This is a genomic window from Streptomyces sp. R28, assembly GCF_041052385.1.
Lineage (GTDB): Bacteria > Actinomycetota > Actinomycetes > Streptomycetales > Streptomycetaceae > Streptomyces.
This window is the reverse complement of sequence record NZ_CP163439.1, coordinates 5,206,045-5,226,570: the sequence shown is the minus strand read 5'-3', so window position 1 is coordinate 5,226,570 and position 20,526 is coordinate 5,206,045. Positions and strand designations below refer to the sequence as shown.

Below are 20,526 nucleotides of genomic sequence, written 5' to 3'. Positions count from 1 at the left end.
TGGTGAGCGATTCGCTCGCGACGGTGACCTGTCGCTCTGGTTTGCGGTTACGCGTCGATTCGGTTCGCCGAACGCAGCCGCTGGAAGCTACGCGCGAGTAGCCTCGAAACGTGCATCTGGGAGACCCCGAGTTCGGCACTGATTTGCGACTGGGTCAGGTTGCTGTAGTAGCGCAGGAGCAGGATTCTCTGCTCGCGTTCGGGGAGTTGCACCAGTAGATGCCGGACGAGGTCCCGGTGCTCCACGCCGTCCAGGGCCGGGTCCTCGTAGCCCAGCCGGTCCAGCAGCCCGGGCAGCCCGTCGCCCTCCTGTGCGGCCTCCAGCGAGGTGGCGTGGTACGACCGCCCGGCCTCGATGCAGGACAGCACCTCGTCCTCGGTGATGCGCAGCCGCTCGGCGATCTCGGCGGTGGTGGGGGTGCGTCCGAAGCTGGTCGTCAGGTCCTCGGTCGCGCTGTTGACCTGGACCCACAGCTCGTGCAGCCGGCGCGGTACGTGCACGGTGCGGACGTTGTCGCGGAAGTACCGCTTGATCTCGCCCACGACCGTCGGCATCGCGAAGGTCGGGAACTGCACCCCCCGGTCCGGGTCGAAGCGGTCGATGGCGTTGATGAGCCCGATGGTGCCGACCTGGATCACGTCCTCCATCGGCTCGTTGCGGGAGCGGAAACGGGCGGCCGCGTAGCGCACGAGCGGGAGGTTCGCCTCGATGAGCGCCCCGCGCACGCGGTTGTGCTCCGGCGTGCCCGGTTGCAGCTCCTTCAGCTCGCCGAAGAGCACCTGGGTGAGCGCCCGGGTGTCGGCACCGCGACTGCGGGGTGGTGTGGGCGCGGGCGTGTCCGCGGGAGTGTCCTCCTGGGCCGGGGCTTGAGGCGCAGTACTGGCCGGCACGGTCAACTCCACCTCGTGATCCATCAACTCACATCAACTCATCCGTCAAAAGCGGTCATAGCATCACAAGACATGTCCACCGTGTGCAAGCACCGCATAACGCCGTGTTGGGGATGGGTCCGGGAGTGAATCCGGGGGCAAGACATGCGAAAGCCCCCCGTCGTTCCGGCGGAGGGCTCCGTTGGGACCGGGTGGATCCGAGCGGATCCGGGATGTCGAGGCTCAGTATTCGTAGTCGGCGATCACCCAGGTGGCGAACTCCCGCCACAGCGTGACGCCCGCCTGGTGCTCGGGGTGCTCCGCGTACGTGCGCAGGGCGGCCACGTCCTCGAAGGCGGAGTTGATCGCGAAGTCGTAGGCGATGGGGCGGTCGCTGATGTTCCAGCCGAGCTCCCAGTGCCGGATCTCGGGGATCTTGCCCTCGAGCGAGCGGAACGCCTCGACGCCCTCCACGACCCGCGGGTCGTCGCGCTCGACGCCCTCGTTGAGCTTGAAGAGGACCAGGTGGCGGATCATGAGCACTCCCTAGCTGTCGCCTCCGTTGGCGATCCACGTCATGAAGTCGCCGATGGCCTGGGCGGCGTCCGATATGCCCTCGAACCCTATCTGGACGTAGTCGGCCGCCCCTTTCGGGTCCGTGATGATCACGTAGAACACGAAGACCACGAGCACATAGACGGCGGCCTTCTTCGAATTCACCGCCATCGCGGCCTCCCCAGTCACATTTGCCCCATCGATCGCACATGATCGCACGAAGGGCCCCGTCTTTCGACGGGGCCCTTCGGGGGAGCGGTAGCGGAGGGATTTGAACCCGCTTACGTGACCCGTCTCACCTGCGGTTTTACCTGATAGTGGGACACACCATCACGTTTCCATCCTGCTGAGTCCTGCTCGATCGGCCTCCGACGGTTCCCGTGCGGCACGTGCCTCACGGCGCGCGGTGCGGCTCCGGTGGCTGACCGAGAGCTGCACTCGATGGCGGGGGGAAGCTTCGCTGGGCCGAGAAGAGCGGGCACGCGCGGGGCAGAAATCTCGTGATCGCGGTTGACCGGTTGGCGGGGGAACGGGCGCATCCGATTACGGAGAGTTGCATTCTGTCGGCTTGAGCTGAATCTGGCTGTGCCAGGTTCGGCCGTCGCTGGTGGAGAGGACTCGGCCAGCTTGAAACCAGCCTCAGCCCGATGCCGACCGCCTTCCGCCAGATTCCGTGGTGTCGCACCTGTCCGCCGTATCCTGACTGCACACGGGAAGGAGCCGTCCATGAGCGTCGATGCGATCGTGCACACCGAGTTCCCCAAGGGGTACACGGTCCTGTTCGGGGCCGACGGAAAGGTGATCATGACCCCGCAGAGCGAAGAGCACTCCAGCACCATCAGGTCGATGCAGATCGACTCCGCTCACACGCTCGGTCGTCACGCGAAGGTCACCTCCGACGTCTACATCGACTTCCCCGCCGACGAGAACTCCGCCCCCGACCTGGCCATCCTGCGCGAGGACGCCCGCCGGGAAGGCAAGCGCTACAGCTTCGAAGACGTCCTGCTGATTTCCGAGGTCGTCTCGACCTCCTCCGCCCGCAAGGACTACGACGACTGCACCGCCAAGTACGGCCGCTACGGCATCCCGATCTACCTCGTCGTCGACCCCTACGCCCAGGAAGTCGTCCTCCACACCCAGCCGACTGCCACCGGATACATCGCCGCACACACCCATAAGTACGGCACGGGCAAACTCCCCATCCCCCTGGCCGACGGCCGCACCTTCACCCTCGACCTCGACGAACTCCCCCGCCCCGAACCCGACGGCACCCACTGACGAAGGGTTCCCGGCGCGGCCGGAAGAGGCCTCGCGAGCACTGGCAGGGCATCAGCGGCTCCAGCACCGCCCACTGAGCGTCTGTCAGATCTCCCCGAGCCATGAAACGTGATCATTGCATGACCTTGATCCACTTCTGAAACACGCCCTCAAAGAGCGTTTTGTCCCGGCGAGGTTGTTTGGTGGCGCTTCGAAGGGTGAGTGGACCTGCGGCTGCTGAGGCGAAAGTGGTCAATGCGGTCTGTGGGACAGGAGACTCCATACCTTTGCCCGTTTGAGTCGAGTCGCTCCTGTCTGATCCCAAAGCGCCCCCGGTTGACGCCGTTTGCGCCCTGGGGAGACGTCGTGCCCGACGGTACTACCGAAACATGACGCGACAGCGCCCGTATCCCAGCGACCTGTCCGATGCCCGCTGGGAGTTGATCGGCCCCACGCTCACCGCCTGGCGGGCCGAGCAGAGGCAAGAGCCTGGACATCGGCCGCCCACCCGAGCACGACCTGCGCCGCATCATGGACGCCATCCTGTACGTCGACCGCACCGGGATCCCCTGGCGGTACCTGCCGCATGACTTCGCACCGTGGGAGACGGTGTACGGCTACTTCGCCGCCCGGCAGAAGGAGGGTGTCTTCGACCGGCTCAACGGCCTGCTGCGACGCCTGGTACGTGAAGCCGAAGGCCGGCATGCCGAGCCGAGCGCCTGCGTGCTGGACGCACAGAGCATCAAGACTTCCGCCAACGTGCCGACCGCCGGCCAGGGCATCGACGCAGGCAAGAAAATCGCAGGTCGCAAGCGTCACATCGGCGTCGACACCCTCGGCCTGCTGCTAGCCGTCTGGGTGACCGCAGCGAGTGTCTCCGACAACATCGGCGGCATCCACCTGCTCTCCCAGATCTCCGCCGCCACCCCTCGAGTGACCAAGGCATGGACCGACACCGGCTACCGGACGAAAGCCATCGACCACGGCGCCCGCCTCGGCATCGACGTCCAGGTCGTCCAACGCGACCCCGGCGTCAAAGGGTTCAAGGTGATCCCCCGGCGTTGGGTGGTCGAGCGGGCCTTCGGCTGGTTGATGCACCACCGCCGTCTCGCACGCGATTACGAGACCCACCCCCACCGATCCGAAGCCATGATCCACGTCGCGATGATCGACCTCATGAGCCGACGACTCACCAGCGAATCCACTCCGAACTGGCGCGACACCTGAACCTCGAACCAAACGACCTCGCCGGGACAAAACGCTCTTTCAGCCGCGGACGGGGGGCCAACCAGGTCACCGCCATCGTCACTTCCCTTCCGTCGTCCTCGTCGCGAGGCCCGTCCGGGGCGTAGGTCTTGCGGGCGCCAGCGGGAGCAACTGTCAAGAGTTGTGGGTCGGCTGAGGTGTGTCACGCTGCGACGGGTTCCTTGGGTCGTGCGACGAGGCGGGGAGCGGTCACAGCGCGCCAGCGGATCGCGGCGGTCACGTCACCCTCGGTCGCGCAGGACGCCGACCGGGTGGATGGAGGCGTAACGCTGGGCCGGGTACTCCGCGGCCGCGGGCGGTACTGCCCGGCGGCGGGACTGAGGCTCCGCCGCAGTTCTGCCACGCGGCCGGCTCGATGTTCTCGTCCGCGAAGGGTGAACGGGCGGCGGCCGGTCCCGCTCCGCCGACCAGCCTGATCAGGCTCCCGGCGGTTGCGAAGGCCGCTCCGGTTCGCAGTACTTCTCGTCGGGCGGTCTCCATGGGCGAGCCCCTTCGTGGCGAGCTCGGGCATCCGGCGGCGGGCCTGGGCGCGAGCAGTAGAGGCCCTGGTCGGCGGGCCGGATCCACCATGTGGGCGCGTCGCGGCAGTCGCTGATTGTGAACCGGCGGACGAGCGAAATTCACGCGAACGGAGAGTTTCTTGTTTGCGTATGTTTACTTGCCCACTCCTGCCTGTGGCCACATACCGCCGGTCGTTCACCTGTGCGATGGGCGTTTTAGCATCGATCACATGTTCTCTTAATTGCACCCGAACGGTGAGTTTGTCCGGAGGGTTACTGCTGCGGTCGGGTGAATGCCACTGACATACGCAAATCTCGCCCTAGCTGTTCATGGGTGCACGTTGTGACGTCCGCTTGCTTGTGCATATGCCTTAGGCAAGGGCATCGGCATGGTTGGGCGTGCACCTTTTAGAGTGAATGAGGGGTTATGGCAATCGACCTGAAGCAAACCGCGATCGATCCGGACATCGCGGTCCCACCGACCCGCAACACCACGGAAGCCCTGAGGGCGACCCTGGACGACCTCCAGGGGAACATCCTCAAGAGCCATGGGCGCGACCACAGTCGCCACTTATTCATCACCTTCAAGACCGACACCGCCGACGATCGTAAGAAGGCCCGGGAGTGGCTGGCCAAGATGGTCGCCCAGGACCGTGTCACCTCCGCCCTCCAGCAGTGGGAGGAGGCGAAGACGTACCGGGAGACGCTGGAGACGATCGGCAGCGGCGGCGTGATCTCGATGATCGAGAAGCTCAGGCTGATCATGGCTGCCAGCAAGGTCTTCGTCGGCGTCATGCTCTCGGCCGACGCCTACCGCGACCTCAGGCTGGACGCCCAGCTGCCGGACGACCCGTCCTACCGGGAGGGGGCCAAGAAGCGGGCGGCCGTCCTCAACGACCCGCCGAAGGAGAAGTGGGAGAAGACGTTCCAGGGCAAGCTGCATGCCCTCGTCGTCATCGCCGACGACCATCCCACCGACCGCATCGATCCGCTCGTGGCCACGCTCAAGGAGGAGCTCAAGAGCTTCGTCCTGCGGACCGCCGAGGAGACCGGCACCGCCATGCGGATCGACGGGCAGGGGAACGAGACCTCAACCGCCCCCGTCCGGGAGCACTTCGGCTTCGTCGACGGGATCAGCCAGCCCCTCTTCTACGGCCGTGACATCGAGAACGCGCGGACGCGCCATGGCGGCATCGACCAGTTCGACCCGAGCGCCCCCCTCGACCAGGTGCTGATCAAGGACCCCGGGGGCAACCAGGACACCGGCTACGGCTCGTACTTCGTGTACCGCAAGCTGCAGCAGAACGTGCAGGGCTTCCGCGACGACGAGAAGCGGCTCGCCGTGACGATCGCCCACCATGCCCACCCGAAGTCGCCCGACCCCAGGCCCGAGGACATCGCCCTGGCCGGCGCGTACATGGTGGGCCGGTTCCAGGACGGCACCCCGGTGGTGGACCGTGCGGTCTCGGGCCTGGGCCCCTTGCCGAACAACTTCACTTTCGACGCCGACCCGGACGGCGTCCGCTGCCCCTTCCAGGCGCACGTCCGCAAGACCAACCCGCGCGGCGACAAGCAGCGCCAGTTCGGGCAGCCGCTCACCCAGGAGCGGAGCGTGCGGATCGCCCGGCGGGCCATCAGCTACGGCGAGGTGAGCCTGAAGCCGGATCCGAGTAAGCCGGTCGGGCTGCTGTTCCTGTGCGCGCAGAGCAGCATCGCCGACCAGTTCGAGTTCATCCAGAACCAGTGGGTGAACAACAAGGACTTCCTGCGGGGTGGCAGCGGCCTCGACCCCGTGATCGGCACGCAGGAGTACGGCAAGCAGCGCGAGGACGCGCCCAAGGGGGAGTGGCCCAAGCTCTACGGTTCCCGCAACGAGCTGGACTTCTCGACCGTCCCGCCGAAGGTGGTGAGCCACACCTTCCCCGAGCGCGTCGGCGAGTGGGTGACCATGCGGGGCGGCGAGTACTTCTTTGTGCCGAGCCTCAGCGCTCTCAAGGCGTTCGCGACCGTCCACGAGGAGGCCGAGGCGAAGTGACCGCTGTCGACGTCCGTTCCGCCGCGAACCGCCTGTCCCGCAAGCTGAGCGGCTACATCTGCGAGCCCGGCAACGCCGAGTACGCCAAGGTCGTCGCCATCGACAACGGCCGTACCCGCACGCCCCCGGCGTATGTCATCCGCGCCAACTCATCCCACGACGTCACCCTGGCTGTCGCCTTCGCACGGGAGACCGGACTGCCCATGACCGTGCGCGGCGGCGGGCACAGCGCGGCCGGATACTGCCTGAACCGGGGCGGCATCGTCCTGGACCTCGGGCTGATGAAGGCCATGAAGCTGGACAAGGACAAGCAGCAGCTGACCGTGGAGATGGGTGCCACCTGGAACGACGTGTACAAGTTCGTCGCCGCCAAGGCCTCCCCCTTGATCCCGGTCGGCGGCGGCTGTCTCACCGTGGGGCTGCCGGGGTTCCTCCAGGGCGGCGGGTACAGCTTCGTCTCCCGCTCGTACGGGCTCGGCAGTGACAACGTCACCATGATCAGGCTCATCGACTCCCATGGCACGCCGCGCACCCTGACCGCCGAGGCGGAGGACCAGCACGACCGGGACCTGTTCTGGGCGTGCAGGGGCGGCGGCGGGGGCAACTTCGGGGTTGCCGTCGAGATGACCCTCCAACTGCACGCCCCGCCGGCGGAGACGGTGCTCGGCGGCCAGCTCTCCTTCCCGCTGGACCGGGCCGAGGAGGTGATCGCCGCCTACGACGCGTGGGCGGCCCAGGTCCCCGCCGCGATGGCCGCCTACGGCTACGTCGGCCACGACGTCGACCCGGCCGAGCCCACCCGGAAGATTCCGACTTTCCGGATCACTCCGGTCTTCAACGGCGCGTATGCCGACGGCGTCGAGCACCTGCGGCCGATGCTCAAGCTGAGCCCCATTGAGGTACGGCTGTACTCGGTGCCCCTGCCCGCGCTGGAGATGACCATTGGCCGCTCCACGCTGGTCCGCGACCGGCTGGCCTACATCCGCTCGGGGATGATCCGCGACGACAAGGGCTGGCAGTCGCAGACGATCAAGGACCTCCACAAGGCGATGGCCGCCGCGCCGTCGAAGGACAGCTTCGTGGTGTGGACCCACGGCCGCGGCAAGGTGCTGAAGCCGGACTGCGCCGACCTCGGCCCGTACCCGCACCGCGACAAGCGCTATGTCTTCGAGCTCAAGGCCATCTGGAACGACCCGGCTGACACCCGGCTCAACGTCGAGTGGGCCTACCAGCTCGGCGAGAAGCTGAGCCCCGCGCTCGACGGTGCCTACGTCAACTACATCGACCCGCTCCAGAAGGACTGGGCGAAGGCCTACTACGGCAGCAGCCTGCCGCGGCTGAAGCAGATCAAGAAGGACGCCGACCCCACGGGCTTCTTCCGCTTCCAGCAGTCGGTCGACTCGGACTTCGAGCCCGACGTCACCCCGCCACTCGATCTGAGCCCCCTCAACCGCACCTTCCTCCCCTCCTCATCCTGACCGGGAGCACCGCATGGGCAACAGCACGCCACCACCCCGTACCCCGAAACACATCTTCACCGACATCTCCGTGCAGCTCACCGGCTTCAACCGGGCCGAGCTGGCCGGCACCGGCATGGTCGACGCGTACTACGACACGCTGCTGCGGATGATCGGCGAGCGAGAGGCCGGGCAGTTGTTCCGGTACGCGGAGGACGCGTTCGCCGAGGACCGCAGCACAAAGGCGGAGAACGGACCGGCCTTCAGGGCGGCGGTGGTCGAAAGCCCCCGCTTCGGGCCGGTCGCCCTCAGCCTGATCAAGCTCTGGTACCTCGGCCGCTGGTATCCACTGCCCGGCGCCTACCGCGACCGGTACGGGGCGACCGCGGACGACACCGAGCACGTCGTCTCCAGCCAGTCGCACCGCGAGGGCCTGGTCTGGGCGGCCGCCGGAGCCCACCCGATGGGCGCCAAGGGGCCTGGTTTCGGCTCCTGGGCCGAACCGCCGGCCCTGCTCCCCTGACCGCCGCCCCCGACCGTGAGGAACAGCCATGAGCAACTCCGCTGAACCGCAGTACGACCTGGTCATCGTCGGCGGCGGCATCTCCGGGGCCGTAGTCGCCAAGACCGTCATCGAAGCGGCCCTCAAGAAGCGCGACGAGAAGGAGCAGGAGGAGGAAGGGACGGGAGCGAGCGTCAAGCTTCCCCACATCCTCATCCTGGAGGCCGGCCGGTCCACGGCCCTGAGCGCCGACAAGTACGACACCTACGTGGAGGCGTACCACAAGGCGCTCATCAAGGTCCCGAACTCCCCGTATCCGGCGAGCAGTTCCGCGCAGCAGCCGGACGTGCTGGACATCAGGCCGCTGCACGACGCCGACGGGAACCCGGTGGTCAGCGAGCAGGGGTACTTCGTCCAGAAGGGCCCGCTGCCTTTCGGCAGCGACTACGCCCGCTCGCTCGGCGGCACAACCCTGCACTGGTTGGGCACCACCCTGCGGATGCTGCCGAACGACTTCAAGATGAAGACGACGTACAGCCGGGGTGTCGACTGGCCGCTGAGCTACGACCAGCTCAAGCCGTACTACGAGCGGGCCGAGTGGGACATCCTCGGCGTCGCGGCGAACGTGGAGCACCAGCACTACCCCGGCATCGAGGACGATGACCCGAAGAAGTACTTCAAGAGCGCCGACACGGAGAAGTTCCCGGCCGGGGACTACAGCTTCCCCATGGAGGAGATCCCCTCCAGCTACCTGGACGAGTACTTCAGCAAACGTGCCGGGGACATGACGATCAGGCTGCCCAGCACGACCAAGCCGACCCACTCGTTCAAGGTCAAGATCAGCAACACTCCGGTCGCCCGCAACTCCACCCCGACCAGGGCGAGCTACAAGATCGTCGGCGCCGCAGGGAACGCCGACCGGGGCCAGCGCTGCGAGGGCAACTCCAGCTGCATCCCGATCTGCCCCGTCCAGGCCAAGTACAGCGCGCTCAAGACGCTGTACGAGCTGATCGTCAGGTTCCCCGCGCTGCAGGCCGGGGAGCAGCCCGGGGAGCGGGCCGCCGTCACGATCCGCAGCCAGTCCGTCGCCACGCAGGTGGTGCACGCCTCCGGGAAGGCCGCGCAGCAGGACCGCGGGGAGGCTGAGACGAAGGGCAAGGTCACCGGCATCACCTACAAGACGTACTACGACGACGGCACCCAGCCCACGGAACACACGGTGACCGCCCGCAGGTACGTCCTGGCCGCCAACTCCATCGAGAACGCCACCCTGCTGCTCGCCTCCGAGGCCGCCAACAGCAGCAAGCAGGTCGGCAAGAACCTGATGGACCATCCGCTGCTGCTCACCTGGGGCCTGCTCCCGGAGAACGTCGGTGCCTACCGGGGCCCCGGCTCCACCTCCGGCATCCCCGCCTTCCGCGACGGCACCTTTCGCAAGGACCGCACCGCCTTCCGCGTGGAGATCGGCAACTGGGGCTGGAACTTCCCGGAAAACGCCCCCTACGACACCGTCCTCGACCTGGTCGGGGGCGCCAAGGACGGCAAGGCGCAGCTCTACGGAAAGGCGCTGCGCACGAGGCTCGGCGAGATCCTGCCCCGCCAGTTCCGGATCGCCTGGGAACTGGAGCAGGACCCCGAGGCGCGCAACTGCGTCACCATCGACGACCGCTACAAGGACGCTCTGGGCAAGCACCGCCCGGTCATCCAGTACGACCTGTCGGACTACGTGAAAGCGTCGCTGCCCTGGGCGGCGGAGGCGAGCAGGCAGTTGTTCGCGCAGCTCGGCATGGTGGACAAGCGCAAACGCCCCGAGTACGAGACCGGTGACTACACCGACTACAAGCCGAACCCCGACCCCGACCCCGCGCAGGTCGTGTACAAGGGCCAGACCTACTGGGTGCGCGGCGCGGGACATGTCGTGGGCACGCACCGGATGGGCACGGACCCGAGCACCTCGGTTGTCAACAGCTACCAGCGCAGCCACGACCTGACCAACCTCTACGTCGTCGGCTGCGGCAGCATGCCGACGCTGGGCACCTCCAATCCGACCCTCACCATGACCGCCCTGGCGCTGCGCACGGGCGACATGATCGCGGAGGAGCTGAGCAAGTGACCACGCCCCAGATCCCGGACCCGATCAAGGACATCACGGAGCTCAAGGCCGCTCTCCAACTGGCCGTCGGCCTGGAGCTGAGCACCATCCCCGTCTACCTCACGGCGCTCTACTCCATCAAGGACGGTCACAACGCCGACGCGGCGCAGACGATCCGCAGCGTGGTCATGGAGGAGATGCTCCACATGACCCTCGCCGCCAACGTCCTCAACGCCCTCGGGCAGCCGCCGAGCACCAGCCCCGTCACCTTCCGCAGCCACCAGGACGTTAAGCCGGTCCCCGAGTATCCGCACAACAACCCGCTGGTCTCCGGCATCGGGGACCTCGCGCTGCTCCCCCTGACGCCCGAAGCGGTGAGCAGCTTCGTCAAGATCGAGCATCCGTTCCACGGCGCGGCCTCACTGCGAGGGATCAGGTCCGGCAAGGACAGTTACCCCACGATCGGCCTGTTCTACGAGGCGATCACGACGGCGCTGGACACGCTCTGCACGGACGACGACTTCACGCCGACCAACCAGGTGCCGAGCACCCGGTACTACGGCGGCGCCGGCCAGGTCATCGAGGTGAGCACGAAGGAGCACGCTCTGGCCGCCATCCACAAGATCATTGACGAGGGTGAGGGTCTGCCGCCGGACCAGCTGGAGAAGGAGGCCAAAAAGGTCACCACCGAGGACAAGCTCAACAACGGCTGGCAGATGTACTCCCACTACGCCCGCTTCCGTGAAATCCAGGTCGGCCGCCGCTTCAGGAGTGACCAGAAGGCCGAGGAGCCCCCGATGGGATCCCTGCTGCTGGTCGACTACGACGCGGTTCACCCGGCGGTGTACGTCCAGCGCAACGGCGACGCTCCGGGCGGCCCCGAGGGCGTCGCGCTGAACCAGTTCGACCTGGCGTACACCCGCCTTGTCGACGACCTCTACCTCGCCTTCTCGGGAAAGAAGAAAAAGATCGAGTACCGGAGGAATGGCGAGACGGTGGTGGACTACAAGGACCCGCTGCTGCTCGCCGTGCACGGCATGTGGGCGTTGAAGGAGAAGGCCGTGGCCCTGATGCGCACCCCGGACCCGGCACACCCGGCGCGCAGGCTGTGCCCACGGTTCCACTACGCGGCGACCGCGGACGAACAGAAGAAGCTCAAGAAGGAGATCGAGCTGATGAGGACGGGAGCGTCCACGTGATCTGCATCGTCACGAAGTGGTGGCACGTCGAGGGCAAGCGGGAGCAGGCCGTCACCGCATTGAAGGAACTCGTGCTCCAGACCGAGAGGCACGAGCCCGACACCTACATGTACTGCCTGCACACCTCGATCGTGGAGGGCTCCTTGCCCCCGCCCACCGAAAACGAGATCATCTTCCTGGGCGCGTGGAAGGACCGCAAGGCGTTCGACGACCACCGCACCGGCCCGGTCTTCACGAAGTGGCTGGGGCAACACCTCGACCTCTTCGTGCAGAACGGCGGCAGCCTCTACGTCAGCGCGGAGTTCGCCGACCGCTTCGCCGGATTCGTCCGCGGGGAAGCCATCGGCTGCTGAACCGGACACGGAGTCAGTAGGTGCGCATGCGGCGGGCGATCGTCAGGTCGTCCGCCGCATGCGGCCGCCCGTGTCGCGTGAACCGCCAGGTCAGTATCAAGACCGTCCCCCGGTCACCAGCCTGAGCGCCGAGCAGGCCACACTCGCTCAGCTCGCGAACATGATCCGCTTGACCGCCGGTGACGAGGCCGCTTGTAGGGCATCAACTCGGAGGGACCGCAGGCGGCATATCCCTCCGTGGGAAGGTTCAATGCGCCCGGTGCGCGGGCCAGCTGTGCTCCTGCCCTCCCTCGTGCGGCACGGTCGCGCGCCATGTGTCGCACGCAAAACACCCTCCTGTCCGCGTTTCTGCAGGTCAGGAGGGTGTGAGAGCGGTAGCGGAGGGATTTGAACCCTCGGTGACTTGCGCCACACTCGCTTTCGAGGCGAGCTCCTTCGGCCGCTCGGACACGCTACCGAGGGAGACCTTACAGCACGGTCGGCCGTGCTCTGAAATCCGTTTCCCCTCAAGCCCCCGGTCAGGGGGCCGGCACCGGGTCAGCGGCCGCGGAAGAAGTCGGTGAGGATCCGCGCGCACTCCTCGGCGAGCACGCCCTCGATCACCTCGGGGCGGTGGTTGAGCCGCCGGTCGCGTACGACGTCCCAGAGGGAGCCCGCGGCGCCGGCCTTCTCGTCCCGGGCGCCGTAGACGACCCGGTCCACCCGGGACTGCACGATCGCGCCGGCGCACATGGTGCAGGGCTCCAGCGTGACGACGAGGGTGCAGCCGGACAGTCGCCACTCGCCGGCCTTCGCCGCAGCACGCCGGATCGCCAGGACCTCGGCGTGGGCGGTCGGATCGCCGGTCGCCTCGCGTTCGTTGTGGCCGACCCCGAGGACCGTCGTGCCGTCGGCGGACAGCACGACGGCGCCGACGGGGACGTCCCCGCCCCGGACGGCCAGTTCGGCCTCGTCCAGGGCGAGCCGCATCGCGGCCCGCCAGCGGTCGCGTACGGGGTCGGGCACCTCGGGCGCCGACCCCCGGTCGAACGAGGTCAGCGGACGGTCTCCAGCACCTCCGAGGCGCCCAGGGCCTCGGCGATCGTGCCCAGCGCGTCATCGGCGTCCAGGGCCTTCAGCTCCTTCTCGCTGACGCCGAGGTCGTCGAGGATCTCGCTGTCGCCGACGGGGCTGTGCGGGACCGCGTCGGCGGAGCCGCCGTCCTCGTCGTCGGAGTCGCCGTCCGGCTCCTCGGTGCCGTCGAGATCGAGGGCATCCAGGTCGGGGCCGTCGTCGCCGGGATCCCTGCCGAGCAGTTCGTCGGTGAGCAGGATCTCCCCGTAACTGCTGCGGGCAGCGGCGGCGGCGTCCGAGACGTAGATCCGAGGATCGTCCTCGCCGTCGATCCGGACGACGCCGAACCAGGCGTCCTCCTGCTCGATGAGCACCAGCACCGTGTCGTCCTCGGGAGAGGCTTCACGGGCCAGGTCGGCTAGGTCCGACAGGGTTTCCACATCGTCGAGCTCTGTGTCGCTCGCTTCCCACCCGTCTTCGGTGCGCGCGAGCAGTGCGGCGAAGTACACCGTGACTCTCCCACTGGTCATAGGCGTGCCGGTTGGGGGTCCCCCCGGCGGAGGTTGGGGGCGGGGAGAGCTGTGCTCCGAGCCCACCCACTCGGAATCGTGGCAGAAACAAGGCGTTCAGGGGACGTCTTCGGCTCCCTGTGTCCGGCAGTTTTGATCGGGTTGCCCTGGGAGAGGTGCGAGCACCTCCGTAAAGGACCGACCAGCACAGTCGTTGCTGCCACGTGCGGATCGTACGCGGCTTTTCCAGCTGTCCACGCACGTCCACCGGTGCAACGCACCTGAGGACCGCGGATCTTCCCCGGGCGGCTCCCTCTACCAGCGGAACGTCCGCATACGCATCGCGTGGCGCAGGCGGGCGACCTTGGCGCGGCGCGGCTGGACGCGGTCGCGCAGTTCGCGGGCCTCGGCGAGGTCCCGCAGGAACTGGGCCCGGCGCCGACGGCGCGCGGCGTCGGTCTCCTGCGGTGTGTCCCGCGTGGGATCCGCCGGGAACTCAGGATCAGGCATCGGCTCACCACCCCCGGTACGTCCCTCCCACCTTCCCTCTGATGGGCGGTTTGACGCCAGCGCAAGGGGGACGCGAGCACCGTTACTGTTGTGGACATGCGTCTCCACGTCGTCGACCACCCCCTGGTCGCCCACAAACTCACCACACTGCGCGACCAGCGCACCGACTCCGCGACCTTCCGTCGGCTCGCCGACGAACTGGTCACCCTGCTCGCTTACGAGGCCACGCGGGACGTGCGCACCGAAGCGGTCGACATCACGACCCCGGTCACCGGCACCACCGGCGTCAAGCTCTCCCACCCGCGCCCCCTGGTGGTGCCGATCCTGCGGGCCGGCCTCGGCATGCTGGACGGCATGGTCCGGCTGCTGCCGACCGCCGAGGTGGGCTTCCTGGGCATGATCCGCAACGAGGAGACCCTTGAGGCCTCCACGTACGCCTCACGCATGCCGGAGGACCTGTCGGGCCGTCAGGTGTACGTTCTGGACCCGATGCTGGCCACGGGTGGCACGCTGGTCGCGGCGATTCGGGAGCTCATCAAGCGGGGCGCCGACGACGTCACGGCCGTGGTGCTGCTCGCGGCCCCCGAGGGCGTCGAGCTCATGGAGCGCGAGCTGGCGGGCACGCCGGTGACGGTCGTGACGGCCGCCGTGGACGACCACCTCAACGAGCACGGGTACATCGTGCCGGGGCTGGGAGACGCGGGGGACCGGCTTTACGGCTCGGCCGAGTAGCGGCGGAGGAGAAACGCCCCTCGCCGGCGGGCGGCATGCGCCCCTTGAGGGCCGTCTCAGCAGCTCTTCTTCGAAGCGGCGGGCGTGGGCTTGGGGTTGGTCAGTGCGGCCAGCGCCTTGTCGGCGTCCGCCTTCTTCGTCAGCTCTTTGAACTTGTCGCCGATGATCAGGTCGACGGCCGGGCCCTTGCGGGCGGCTTCGGTGCGGTATTCGGCGGTGCTGAGCTGGGTGGCGAGGACGGGCAGCGAGGTGTGCAGGGCCGCGTCCGGGCCGAGCAGGAGCCCGGTGCCCTTGATCTTCTTGTCGAACTGCTTCGTCGCGTTGCCCACGTCACCGATCTTGAAGCCGCGCTTCTTCAGCTCGTCCGCGGTCTGCTTGGCGAGGCCGCTGCGGGTCGTGGCGTTGAAGACGTTGACGGTGATCTTGCCCGGCTTGGGCAGTGTCCCCGTGGCCGCGGGCGTGGCCGAGGGGGTCGCCCCGGTCTCGCAGTCGGCCTTCGTGCCGGCTGCCGAAGCCTTTCCGCCGCCGCCGGTGAACAGGTCGATGAGCTGCAGTGTGCCCCAGCCGATCATGCCGAGTACGGCGGCGGAGGCGACGGCGATGCCGACCAGCCTGCCGCGCCGCCGACGGCGGCGCATTCGCGGGTACTTGTCCCCCTTGATCCGGTATTGGCCGCCCATGCCGGAGGGGGTCAGCATGCTCATGGGCGCAGCGTAGTGCTCTCGGGCGGCAATGCCTACTAGATGATCATTCGACGCCGCTCAGTCCAACCCGAAAGGGGCAACTGGGGCGGCGCGGGGGTTGTCGGCCCGCGGTCAGTCCAGTTCCAGGACTCGCGCGTGCAGCACCTGGCGCTGTTGCAGCGCCGCGCGCACCGCGCGGTGAAGGCCGTCCTCCAGATACAGGTCGCCCTGCCACTTCACGACGTGCGCGAAGAGGTCGCCGTAGAACGTCGAGTCCTCGGCGAGCAGGGTTTCCAGATCGAGCTGGCCCTTGGTCGTCACGAGCTGATCGAGGCGGACCGGGCGCGGCGCGACGTCCGCCCACTGCCGGGTGCTTTCCCGGCCGTGGTCGGGGTACGGCCGGCCGTTTCCGATGCGCTTGAAGATCACACGGAAAGCCTACCGGTCAAGACCTTCCGGGCGCAGCCATGGCGACGGAGTGCGCCGCTGGAAAAGACGCGACAAAGCTGGACAGACCGGGAAGGGGCGAGGAAACGACGGTCCGATCGGAAGCCGGAACGGACCCGAACGGTGGCCGCGGGTCGCGACACCGAGGCGGAACCGAACGCGTGTCGGACTGGAGGGCGGAGCGGATTCGGGGGGCGTGGATCCGGGCCTGCGGAGGGGTCGAGCCGGGCGTGCGCGGAACCGGGGCCCGAGTCGGGGGCGGAGACCCGTCGGGGCAGAAGCGGGAGTCCGCCTGACGTGAGCGAGCGGGACAGCGCGCCCGAGGCGGGGGCCGGGGCCGTGACTGCGGCTGCACGGACAGACAGTGCGTCTGATTCGCCCGAACGGGGTCGGTGTACCGGCGAGACCGTGGTGACGGTGCTGGTGTGCCGGAGCATGCGATGACGCCGGCGGTGCCGTACCGGCGGTATGCACAGGCTGTGGACAGGGAGTCGTGCGGGGATCGGGCGGGAGATCACCCGGTTGGCCTCCGCCACGGCGGCGTCAGCCGCGCTCCCGTCCCTTCGGGGGCTGCTGCGGCTTCTCCTTCTGGACCTGCGGCTTCGGTGCGTTGCGTACGGCATCCGCGCGCAGCAGGGCGCGCAGGACCGCGTAGTGGTCGGTGGGCATGGCTGTGCTCCTTGTGTCGTACTGGCTGACCTCGTCGCGGGGTCTGTCAGCAGCGCAGGACCACAGTGCGCAGGATGTGCGGGACGTACGGCGGCCGTGGTGGCGCGGGTCGGGGCGGGCATGCCCGGACGCCCGACGGTGCCGATTTCGGCAGGGGTGCGGGACGCAGCCGTACGGTGGTGCGCCGGTCGGGGCGGGCCGGTGGCCGCAGGACCGGGTCGAGGACGTCGTGCTCGGCGAGTTCGCCGGAGGTACCGGAGGTACCGGAGGGACCGTTGGCGCCGTTGGCCACGGATGCCATGGGCACGGCGTGTGCCTGGGTGTGCGCGCCCGGCACCAGCAGGACGAGCAGCAGCACGAGGCCCCGCAGCCAGGCGCGGCTGTGCAGGGGGCCTCGTGCGGTGCTCACGGAGGTCATCTCCCCGGTGGCCGTACGGCGTTCATCGCGTCGGACGTGAGATCCGCCCGCACGGCGTACCGGTTCGCGGCGGGTATCACAGCTCGTGCGGGACCTGGCGGGCCCGCTTCCGCATCCGGATGCCGGTGAGGACCTCGACGATGCCGACCGCCACGAGCCACCATCCGGCGAGCAGCATGAGCACGGTGACCGACTCGATCGGGGAGTCGATCAGCACGATGCCGCCGACGAAGGTGACGACCCCGAGGAAGATGTGCCAGCCGCGGGCGGGCATGGACTTGTCGGAGGCGGCGGCCAGGGTCTGGGTGATGCCGCGGATGAGCCAGCCGATGCCGATCCACAGGGCGAGCAGCAGGACCGACTGCATCGGGCGGCGGAAGCAGAACAGGCCGAGGACGACCGACAGGGAGCCGCTGATGAAGGCCAGCACCCGTAGCGAGGTCGTCCGGTGCGTGCCGAAGGCGGAGACCAGCTGGAACACGCCGCTGATCAGGAGGTAGAGGCCGAAGAGGACACCGGAGACGAAGAGCGGGGCGCCCGGCCAGACCAGGACCAGGATGCCCAGCGCCAGCGAGGCGACGCCGGTGAGCAGCACGACCTGCCAGGCGGCGCGGGAGAGGGCGTGCAGAGGCCCCTCGAAGGGCGGCTCGGGCTCATGGGACGCCACTGGCCCGGGTGGCCCGGGTGGGTGACCGGAGTGGACCCGGCGGTCGTTGTAGTCGCGGCCGTAGGGGGAGCCGGACGGTGCCTCGCTCATGCTCCATGCTGGGAACGAGCCGGTGCGCTGCGCCATCTGGAGCGGGCCAGTCGACTGACGGCTGCCGCGGGGCTGTTTGCGGGCGGGATGGCTGGCGCCGGGCTGTTCCAGGGTGGGACGGTGCCGCCAGGTTGCTCCTGGGTGGGGTGGCTGCTGTCGGGCTGGACGGCTGTCGCCGCGTCGCTTCCGAGCCCGAAGACTGCCGGGCGGCCGGATTGTGAGCGGCCGCATTTACGGGTCGTATGGCTGCCGTCGGGTTGCTCCTGGGTGGGGCGGCTGCCGCCGGGCTGAACCCCGGGTCGGATGGGCAGTTCTGGGCTGCTCCTGGGCGGGGTGGCGGTTGCCGGGCTGCCGCTCCCGGGCCGGACGGATGCTGCCGCGCCGCGCAGGTCGGACGGTTGCCGTCGCGCCGCGCCGCAGGTCGGACGGTTGCCGCCCGCAGCGCCGCGGGCCGGACGGTTGTCGTCGGGGTGTTGTTCCCGTGGCGGGCGGCTGGCCTCTGGCTACTTTCCGGCCGCCTTCGCTGCCTTCGCCGCCGCCTTCATCTCCTGCTTGTGTGCTCGCACCTTGGTCAGTGACTCGGGGCCGGTGATGTCGGCGACGGAGCGGAAGGACTTCGGCTCGCCGTAGGCGCCCGCGGCCTCCTGCCAGCCCTTGGGGCGCACGTTCAGTTGCTTGCCCAGGAGGGCGAGGAAGATCTGTGCCTTCTGCTTGCCGAAGCCGGGCAGGCCCTCCAGGCGGCGCAGGAGTTCCCGGCCGTCCTCGACGCCCTTCCAGACGAGCTCGGCGTCGCCGTCGTAGTGCTCGACGAGGTACTGGCACAGCTGCTGGATCCGCTTGGCCATCGAGCCCGGGTAGCGGTGCACCGCCGGCTTCTCGGAGAGGAGGGACGCGAAGGCCTCCGGGTCCTGGGCGGCGATGTCGTGTGCGTCCAGGTCGTCCGTGCCGAGGCGGTCCGCGATCGTGCGGGGCCCCTTGAACGCCCACTCCATCGGAACCTGTTGGTCCAGCAGCATGCCGACCAGCGCGGCGAGCGGGCTGCGGCCGAGGAGTGCGTCGGCCTCGGGGTCCTGGGCGAGGTGAAGGGTGACGTCCATGACCCCGATCATGCCGTGGCCTGTGTCACATCTCCACGTGGGGGCCGGTGAGGGCGGCACCGAAGTGGCCCTTGAAGCCGCGGACCGTGATGCCGGTGCTCTTGCCGCAGATGCTGACCGAGCCGCTCAGCACGGGGCCGGAGGTCGAGCCGCGGGCGATCCACACGCAGCCGTCGCTGTTCTCGCCGGGAATGCCGACGACCGTCTCCGGCCTGCCGTCCTTGTTGAGGTCGGCGATGTGGACGGCGGTACCGAACTCGTCCTCGGTCTCGGCGGTGCCGGACACGTCCGCGGTGTTCTGGCTGTATCCGGCCGCACGGGCGGTGGTCAGGCCGGAGGCGGAGCCACGCAGCAGGACGACCGCACCGGCCGAATCCTGCGTCCCGATGCCTTCGCCGGGGGAGCCGACGAGGACGTCGGCGTACTTGTCGCCGTTGACGTCACCGATGCTGAGGGACTGGCCGAACCGGTCGCCGTTCTCGGCCGTGCCGGGCACGCCCGCTGTGTCCTGCTGGTACACCTTCGGCTTCTGGTCGGCGGTGATGCCCTGCGCGCTGCCGAAGAGGACCTGGATCTCGCCGCCGCGGTGGGCGGCGCCGGTCTCGCCCGCGAGGGAGTCGTCCGCTGCGATGCCGGTGACGAGGTCGCCGTATCCGTCGCCGTTGACGTCGCCGATCACGCCGGTGTGGCCGTCGGCGTAGGGGAGTTTGGTGGGCCAGTTGGCAAGGCTGTCCTCGTTCGGGGCGCCGTTGTCGAGGTGCACCGGCCCGCGGAGGTCGCCGCTCGTCGGCCCGGCCAGCCAGAACCGCTCGGCCTTGCCGTCGCCGTCGACGTCGCCCATCACGACGCCTCGGGTCTCGCCCGTGCGCCACTCCCGGTAGGCGGAGGCGGCCCGCCCGGTGCGCGTGAACGGGCCGGTGTAGGAGGCGCCTTCGCAGCGGGAGCCGATGCTGAGCTCGGGGGCCCCGTCGCCGTTCATGTCACCGGTGGCGAGGGACATCCCGAAGCCGCAGAGCGTCATGCCGTCTCCGTAACCGGCGGGCGGGGCGATGTTCGCGCCGCCCTTCAGCCCGTCCGGCCCGCCCCACGCCACGGTCACGGAGCCACGGAGCTGCTTGGTGCCGACGTCTTCGCCCGGGGTGCCGACGATCAGGTCCGCGTACCCGTCCCGGTCCAGGTCGGCGCTGGTCACCGCCGTACCGAAGCGGTCGAGCTCCTCGGGGTCCCCGGGAATCCCGGTCGTCGCCTGCGTGACGACCGTCCGCCGCATCGCGCTCACCGACGACGCCGAGCCGTAGAGCACGACGACCGAACCGGCCGCCTTGACACTCCCGTTGGTGGCGTACGGCGCTCCCACGGCCAGGTCGCGATAGCCGTCCCCGTTGAAGTCGTCCTGGACGGCGGCCGTGTTGGCGCCCTTGTACGGCGCCGCGGCGGAGGACGTCACCGGAGTGAGGCTGACGGCGACGGAGGCGGTGAGTACGGCGGCCGCCGTGACTGCTCTGCGCAACGGGACTCCCAGACTTGAGCAACGGACGTCCCACTGGACACACGAACCACACGAAT

General features: G+C 68.6%; 21 protein-coding genes, 1 tRNA gene and 1 pseudogene. 9 read left to right on the top strand and 14 right to left on the bottom strand.

What is annotated here, in order from left to right; genetic code table 11:
• Positions 1-47: 47 nt before the first annotated feature.
• From AB5J49_RS23215 to AB5J49_RS23205, 3 genes are all read right to left on the bottom strand, one after another.
• Complete coding sequence (locus tag AB5J49_RS23215; RefSeq protein ID WP_369170536.1) at positions 48-914, bottom strand: RNA polymerase sigma factor SigF; 867 nt, start codon at positions 912-914, stop codon at positions 48-50.
• Positions 915-1,112: 198 nt separating this feature from the next.
• Positions 1,113-1,406, bottom strand: coding sequence for a Dabb family protein (locus AB5J49_RS23210; RefSeq protein ID WP_369170535.1), 294 nt, complete (start codon positions 1,404-1,406; stop codon positions 1,113-1,115).
• A 9-nt stretch (positions 1,407-1,415) separates the two neighbouring features.
• Complete coding sequence (locus AB5J49_RS23205; RefSeq protein ID WP_369170534.1) at positions 1,416-1,595, bottom strand: hypothetical protein; 180 nt, start codon at positions 1,593-1,595, stop codon at positions 1,416-1,418.
• A 555-nt stretch (positions 1,596-2,150) separates the two neighbouring features.
• Between AB5J49_RS23205 and AB5J49_RS23200 the strand changes: the two genes are divergently transcribed.
• The 8 genes and pseudogenes from AB5J49_RS23200 (at position 2,151) to AB5J49_RS23165 (ending at position 12,085) form a co-directional block, all read left to right on the top strand.
• A complete protein-coding gene (locus AB5J49_RS23200; protein ID WP_369170533.1) occupies positions 2,151-2,702 on the top strand; it encodes a Uma2 family endonuclease in 552 nt (183 codons plus the stop codon).
• A gap of 368 nt (positions 2,703-3,070) precedes the next feature.
• Positions 3,071-3,908 (top strand): annotated as a pseudogene (locus AB5J49_RS23195) (IS5 family transposase).
• A 966-nt stretch (positions 3,909-4,874) separates the two neighbouring features.
• Positions 4,875-6,482: a Dyp-type peroxidase gene (locus AB5J49_RS23190; protein WP_369170532.1), complete on the top strand. Its 1,608-nt coding sequence runs from the start codon at positions 4,875-4,877 to the stop codon at positions 6,480-6,482.
• Positions 6,479-7,960: an FAD-dependent oxidoreductase gene (locus AB5J49_RS23185; protein ID WP_369170531.1), complete on the top strand. Its 1,482-nt coding sequence runs from the start codon at positions 6,479-6,481 to the stop codon at positions 7,958-7,960. The genes AB5J49_RS23190 and AB5J49_RS23185 overlap by 4 nt, the downstream gene beginning before the upstream one ends.
• Positions 7,961-7,973: 13 nt before the next feature.
• The gene (locus AB5J49_RS23180) at positions 7,974-8,462 is read left to right on the top strand and encodes a hypothetical protein (RefSeq protein ID WP_369170530.1); all 489 of its coding nucleotides are present in this window, start codon (positions 7,974-7,976) and stop codon (positions 8,460-8,462) included.
• Between the two features lie 28 nt (positions 8,463-8,490).
• Positions 8,491-10,554: a GMC family oxidoreductase gene (locus AB5J49_RS23175; protein ID WP_369170529.1), complete on the top strand. Its 2,064-nt coding sequence runs from the start codon at positions 8,491-8,493 to the stop codon at positions 10,552-10,554.
• Complete coding sequence (locus tag AB5J49_RS23170) at positions 10,551-11,732, top strand: ferritin-like protein (RefSeq protein WP_369170528.1); 1,182 nt, start codon at positions 10,551-10,553, stop codon at positions 11,730-11,732. The genes AB5J49_RS23175 and AB5J49_RS23170 overlap by 4 nt, the downstream gene beginning before the upstream one ends.
• Positions 11,729-12,085: a putative quinol monooxygenase gene (locus tag AB5J49_RS23165; protein WP_369170527.1), complete on the top strand. Its 357-nt coding sequence runs from the start codon at positions 11,729-11,731 to the stop codon at positions 12,083-12,085. Before AB5J49_RS23170 ends, AB5J49_RS23165 begins: the two co-directional genes overlap by 4 nt.
• A 372-nt stretch (positions 12,086-12,457) precedes the next feature.
• Here AB5J49_RS23165 and AB5J49_RS23160 read toward each other — a convergent pair.
• From AB5J49_RS23160 to AB5J49_RS23145, 4 genes are all read right to left on the bottom strand, one after another.
• Positions 12,458-12,542, bottom strand: a tRNA-Ser gene (locus tag AB5J49_RS23160).
• Between the two features lie 80 nt (positions 12,543-12,622).
• Positions 12,623-13,054 carry a tRNA adenosine(34) deaminase TadA gene (gene tadA / locus AB5J49_RS23155; protein ID WP_369175228.1) on the bottom strand — a complete coding sequence of 144 codons (432 nt, stop codon included), beginning with the start codon at positions 13,052-13,054 and terminating at the stop codon, positions 12,623-12,625.
• Positions 13,055-13,119: 65 nt separating this feature from the next.
• On the bottom strand, positions 13,120-13,647 hold the full coding sequence (locus AB5J49_RS23150; RefSeq protein ID WP_369175226.1) for a hypothetical protein: 528 nt from the start codon (positions 13,645-13,647) through the stop codon (positions 13,120-13,122).
• Positions 13,648-13,962: 315 nt separating this feature from the next.
• Positions 13,963-14,157: a hypothetical protein gene (locus tag AB5J49_RS23145; RefSeq protein WP_369170526.1), complete on the bottom strand. Its 195-nt coding sequence runs from the start codon at positions 14,155-14,157 to the stop codon at positions 13,963-13,965.
• A gap of 96 nt (positions 14,158-14,253) precedes the next feature.
• Between AB5J49_RS23145 and upp the strand changes: the two genes are divergently transcribed.
• Positions 14,254-14,889 (top strand): uracil phosphoribosyltransferase, encoded by a 636-nt coding sequence (upp, locus tag AB5J49_RS23140; protein WP_369170525.1) that lies wholly within the window; start codon positions 14,254-14,256, stop codon positions 14,887-14,889.
• A 56-nt stretch (positions 14,890-14,945) separates the two neighbouring features.
• Here the strand turns inward: upp and AB5J49_RS23135 are convergent, their stop codons facing one another.
• The 7 genes from AB5J49_RS23135 to AB5J49_RS23105 all read right to left on the bottom strand — a co-directional run bounded on the left by AB5J49_RS23135 (position 14,946) and on the right by AB5J49_RS23105 (position 20,470).
• Entirely contained in the window at positions 14,946-15,569 is a 624-nt protein-coding gene (locus AB5J49_RS23135; RefSeq protein ID WP_369175225.1) for a LytR C-terminal domain-containing protein, read from the bottom strand.
• Positions 15,570-15,704: 135 nt separating this feature from the next.
• Positions 15,705-16,001 carry a type II toxin-antitoxin system VapB family antitoxin gene (locus AB5J49_RS23130; protein WP_003999914.1) on the bottom strand — a complete coding sequence of 99 codons (297 nt, stop codon included), beginning with the start codon at positions 15,999-16,001 and terminating at the stop codon, positions 15,705-15,707.
• A 561-nt stretch (positions 16,002-16,562) separates the two neighbouring features.
• A complete protein-coding gene (locus AB5J49_RS23125; RefSeq protein WP_369170524.1) occupies positions 16,563-16,688 on the bottom strand; it encodes a hypothetical protein in 126 nt (41 codons plus the stop codon).
• 46 nt (positions 16,689-16,734) lie between these two features.
• On the bottom strand, positions 16,735-17,097 hold the full coding sequence (locus AB5J49_RS23120) for a hypothetical protein (protein WP_369170523.1): 363 nt from the start codon (positions 17,095-17,097) through the stop codon (positions 16,735-16,737).
• Positions 17,098-17,182: 85 nt separating this feature from the next.
• Positions 17,183-17,863, bottom strand: coding sequence for an HdeD family acid-resistance protein (locus AB5J49_RS23115; RefSeq protein WP_369170522.1), 681 nt, complete (start codon positions 17,861-17,863; stop codon positions 17,183-17,185).
• Positions 17,864-18,366: 503 nt separating this feature from the next.
• Positions 18,367-18,960, bottom strand: coding sequence for an HhH-GPD-type base excision DNA repair protein (locus tag AB5J49_RS23110; RefSeq protein WP_369170521.1), 594 nt, complete (start codon positions 18,958-18,960; stop codon positions 18,367-18,369).
• 25 nt (positions 18,961-18,985) lie between these two features.
• Positions 18,986-20,470 carry a hypothetical protein gene (locus AB5J49_RS23105; RefSeq protein ID WP_369170520.1) on the bottom strand — a complete coding sequence of 495 codons (1,485 nt, stop codon included), beginning with the start codon at positions 20,468-20,470 and terminating at the stop codon, positions 18,986-18,988.
• Positions 20,471-20,526 lie beyond the last annotated feature (56 nt).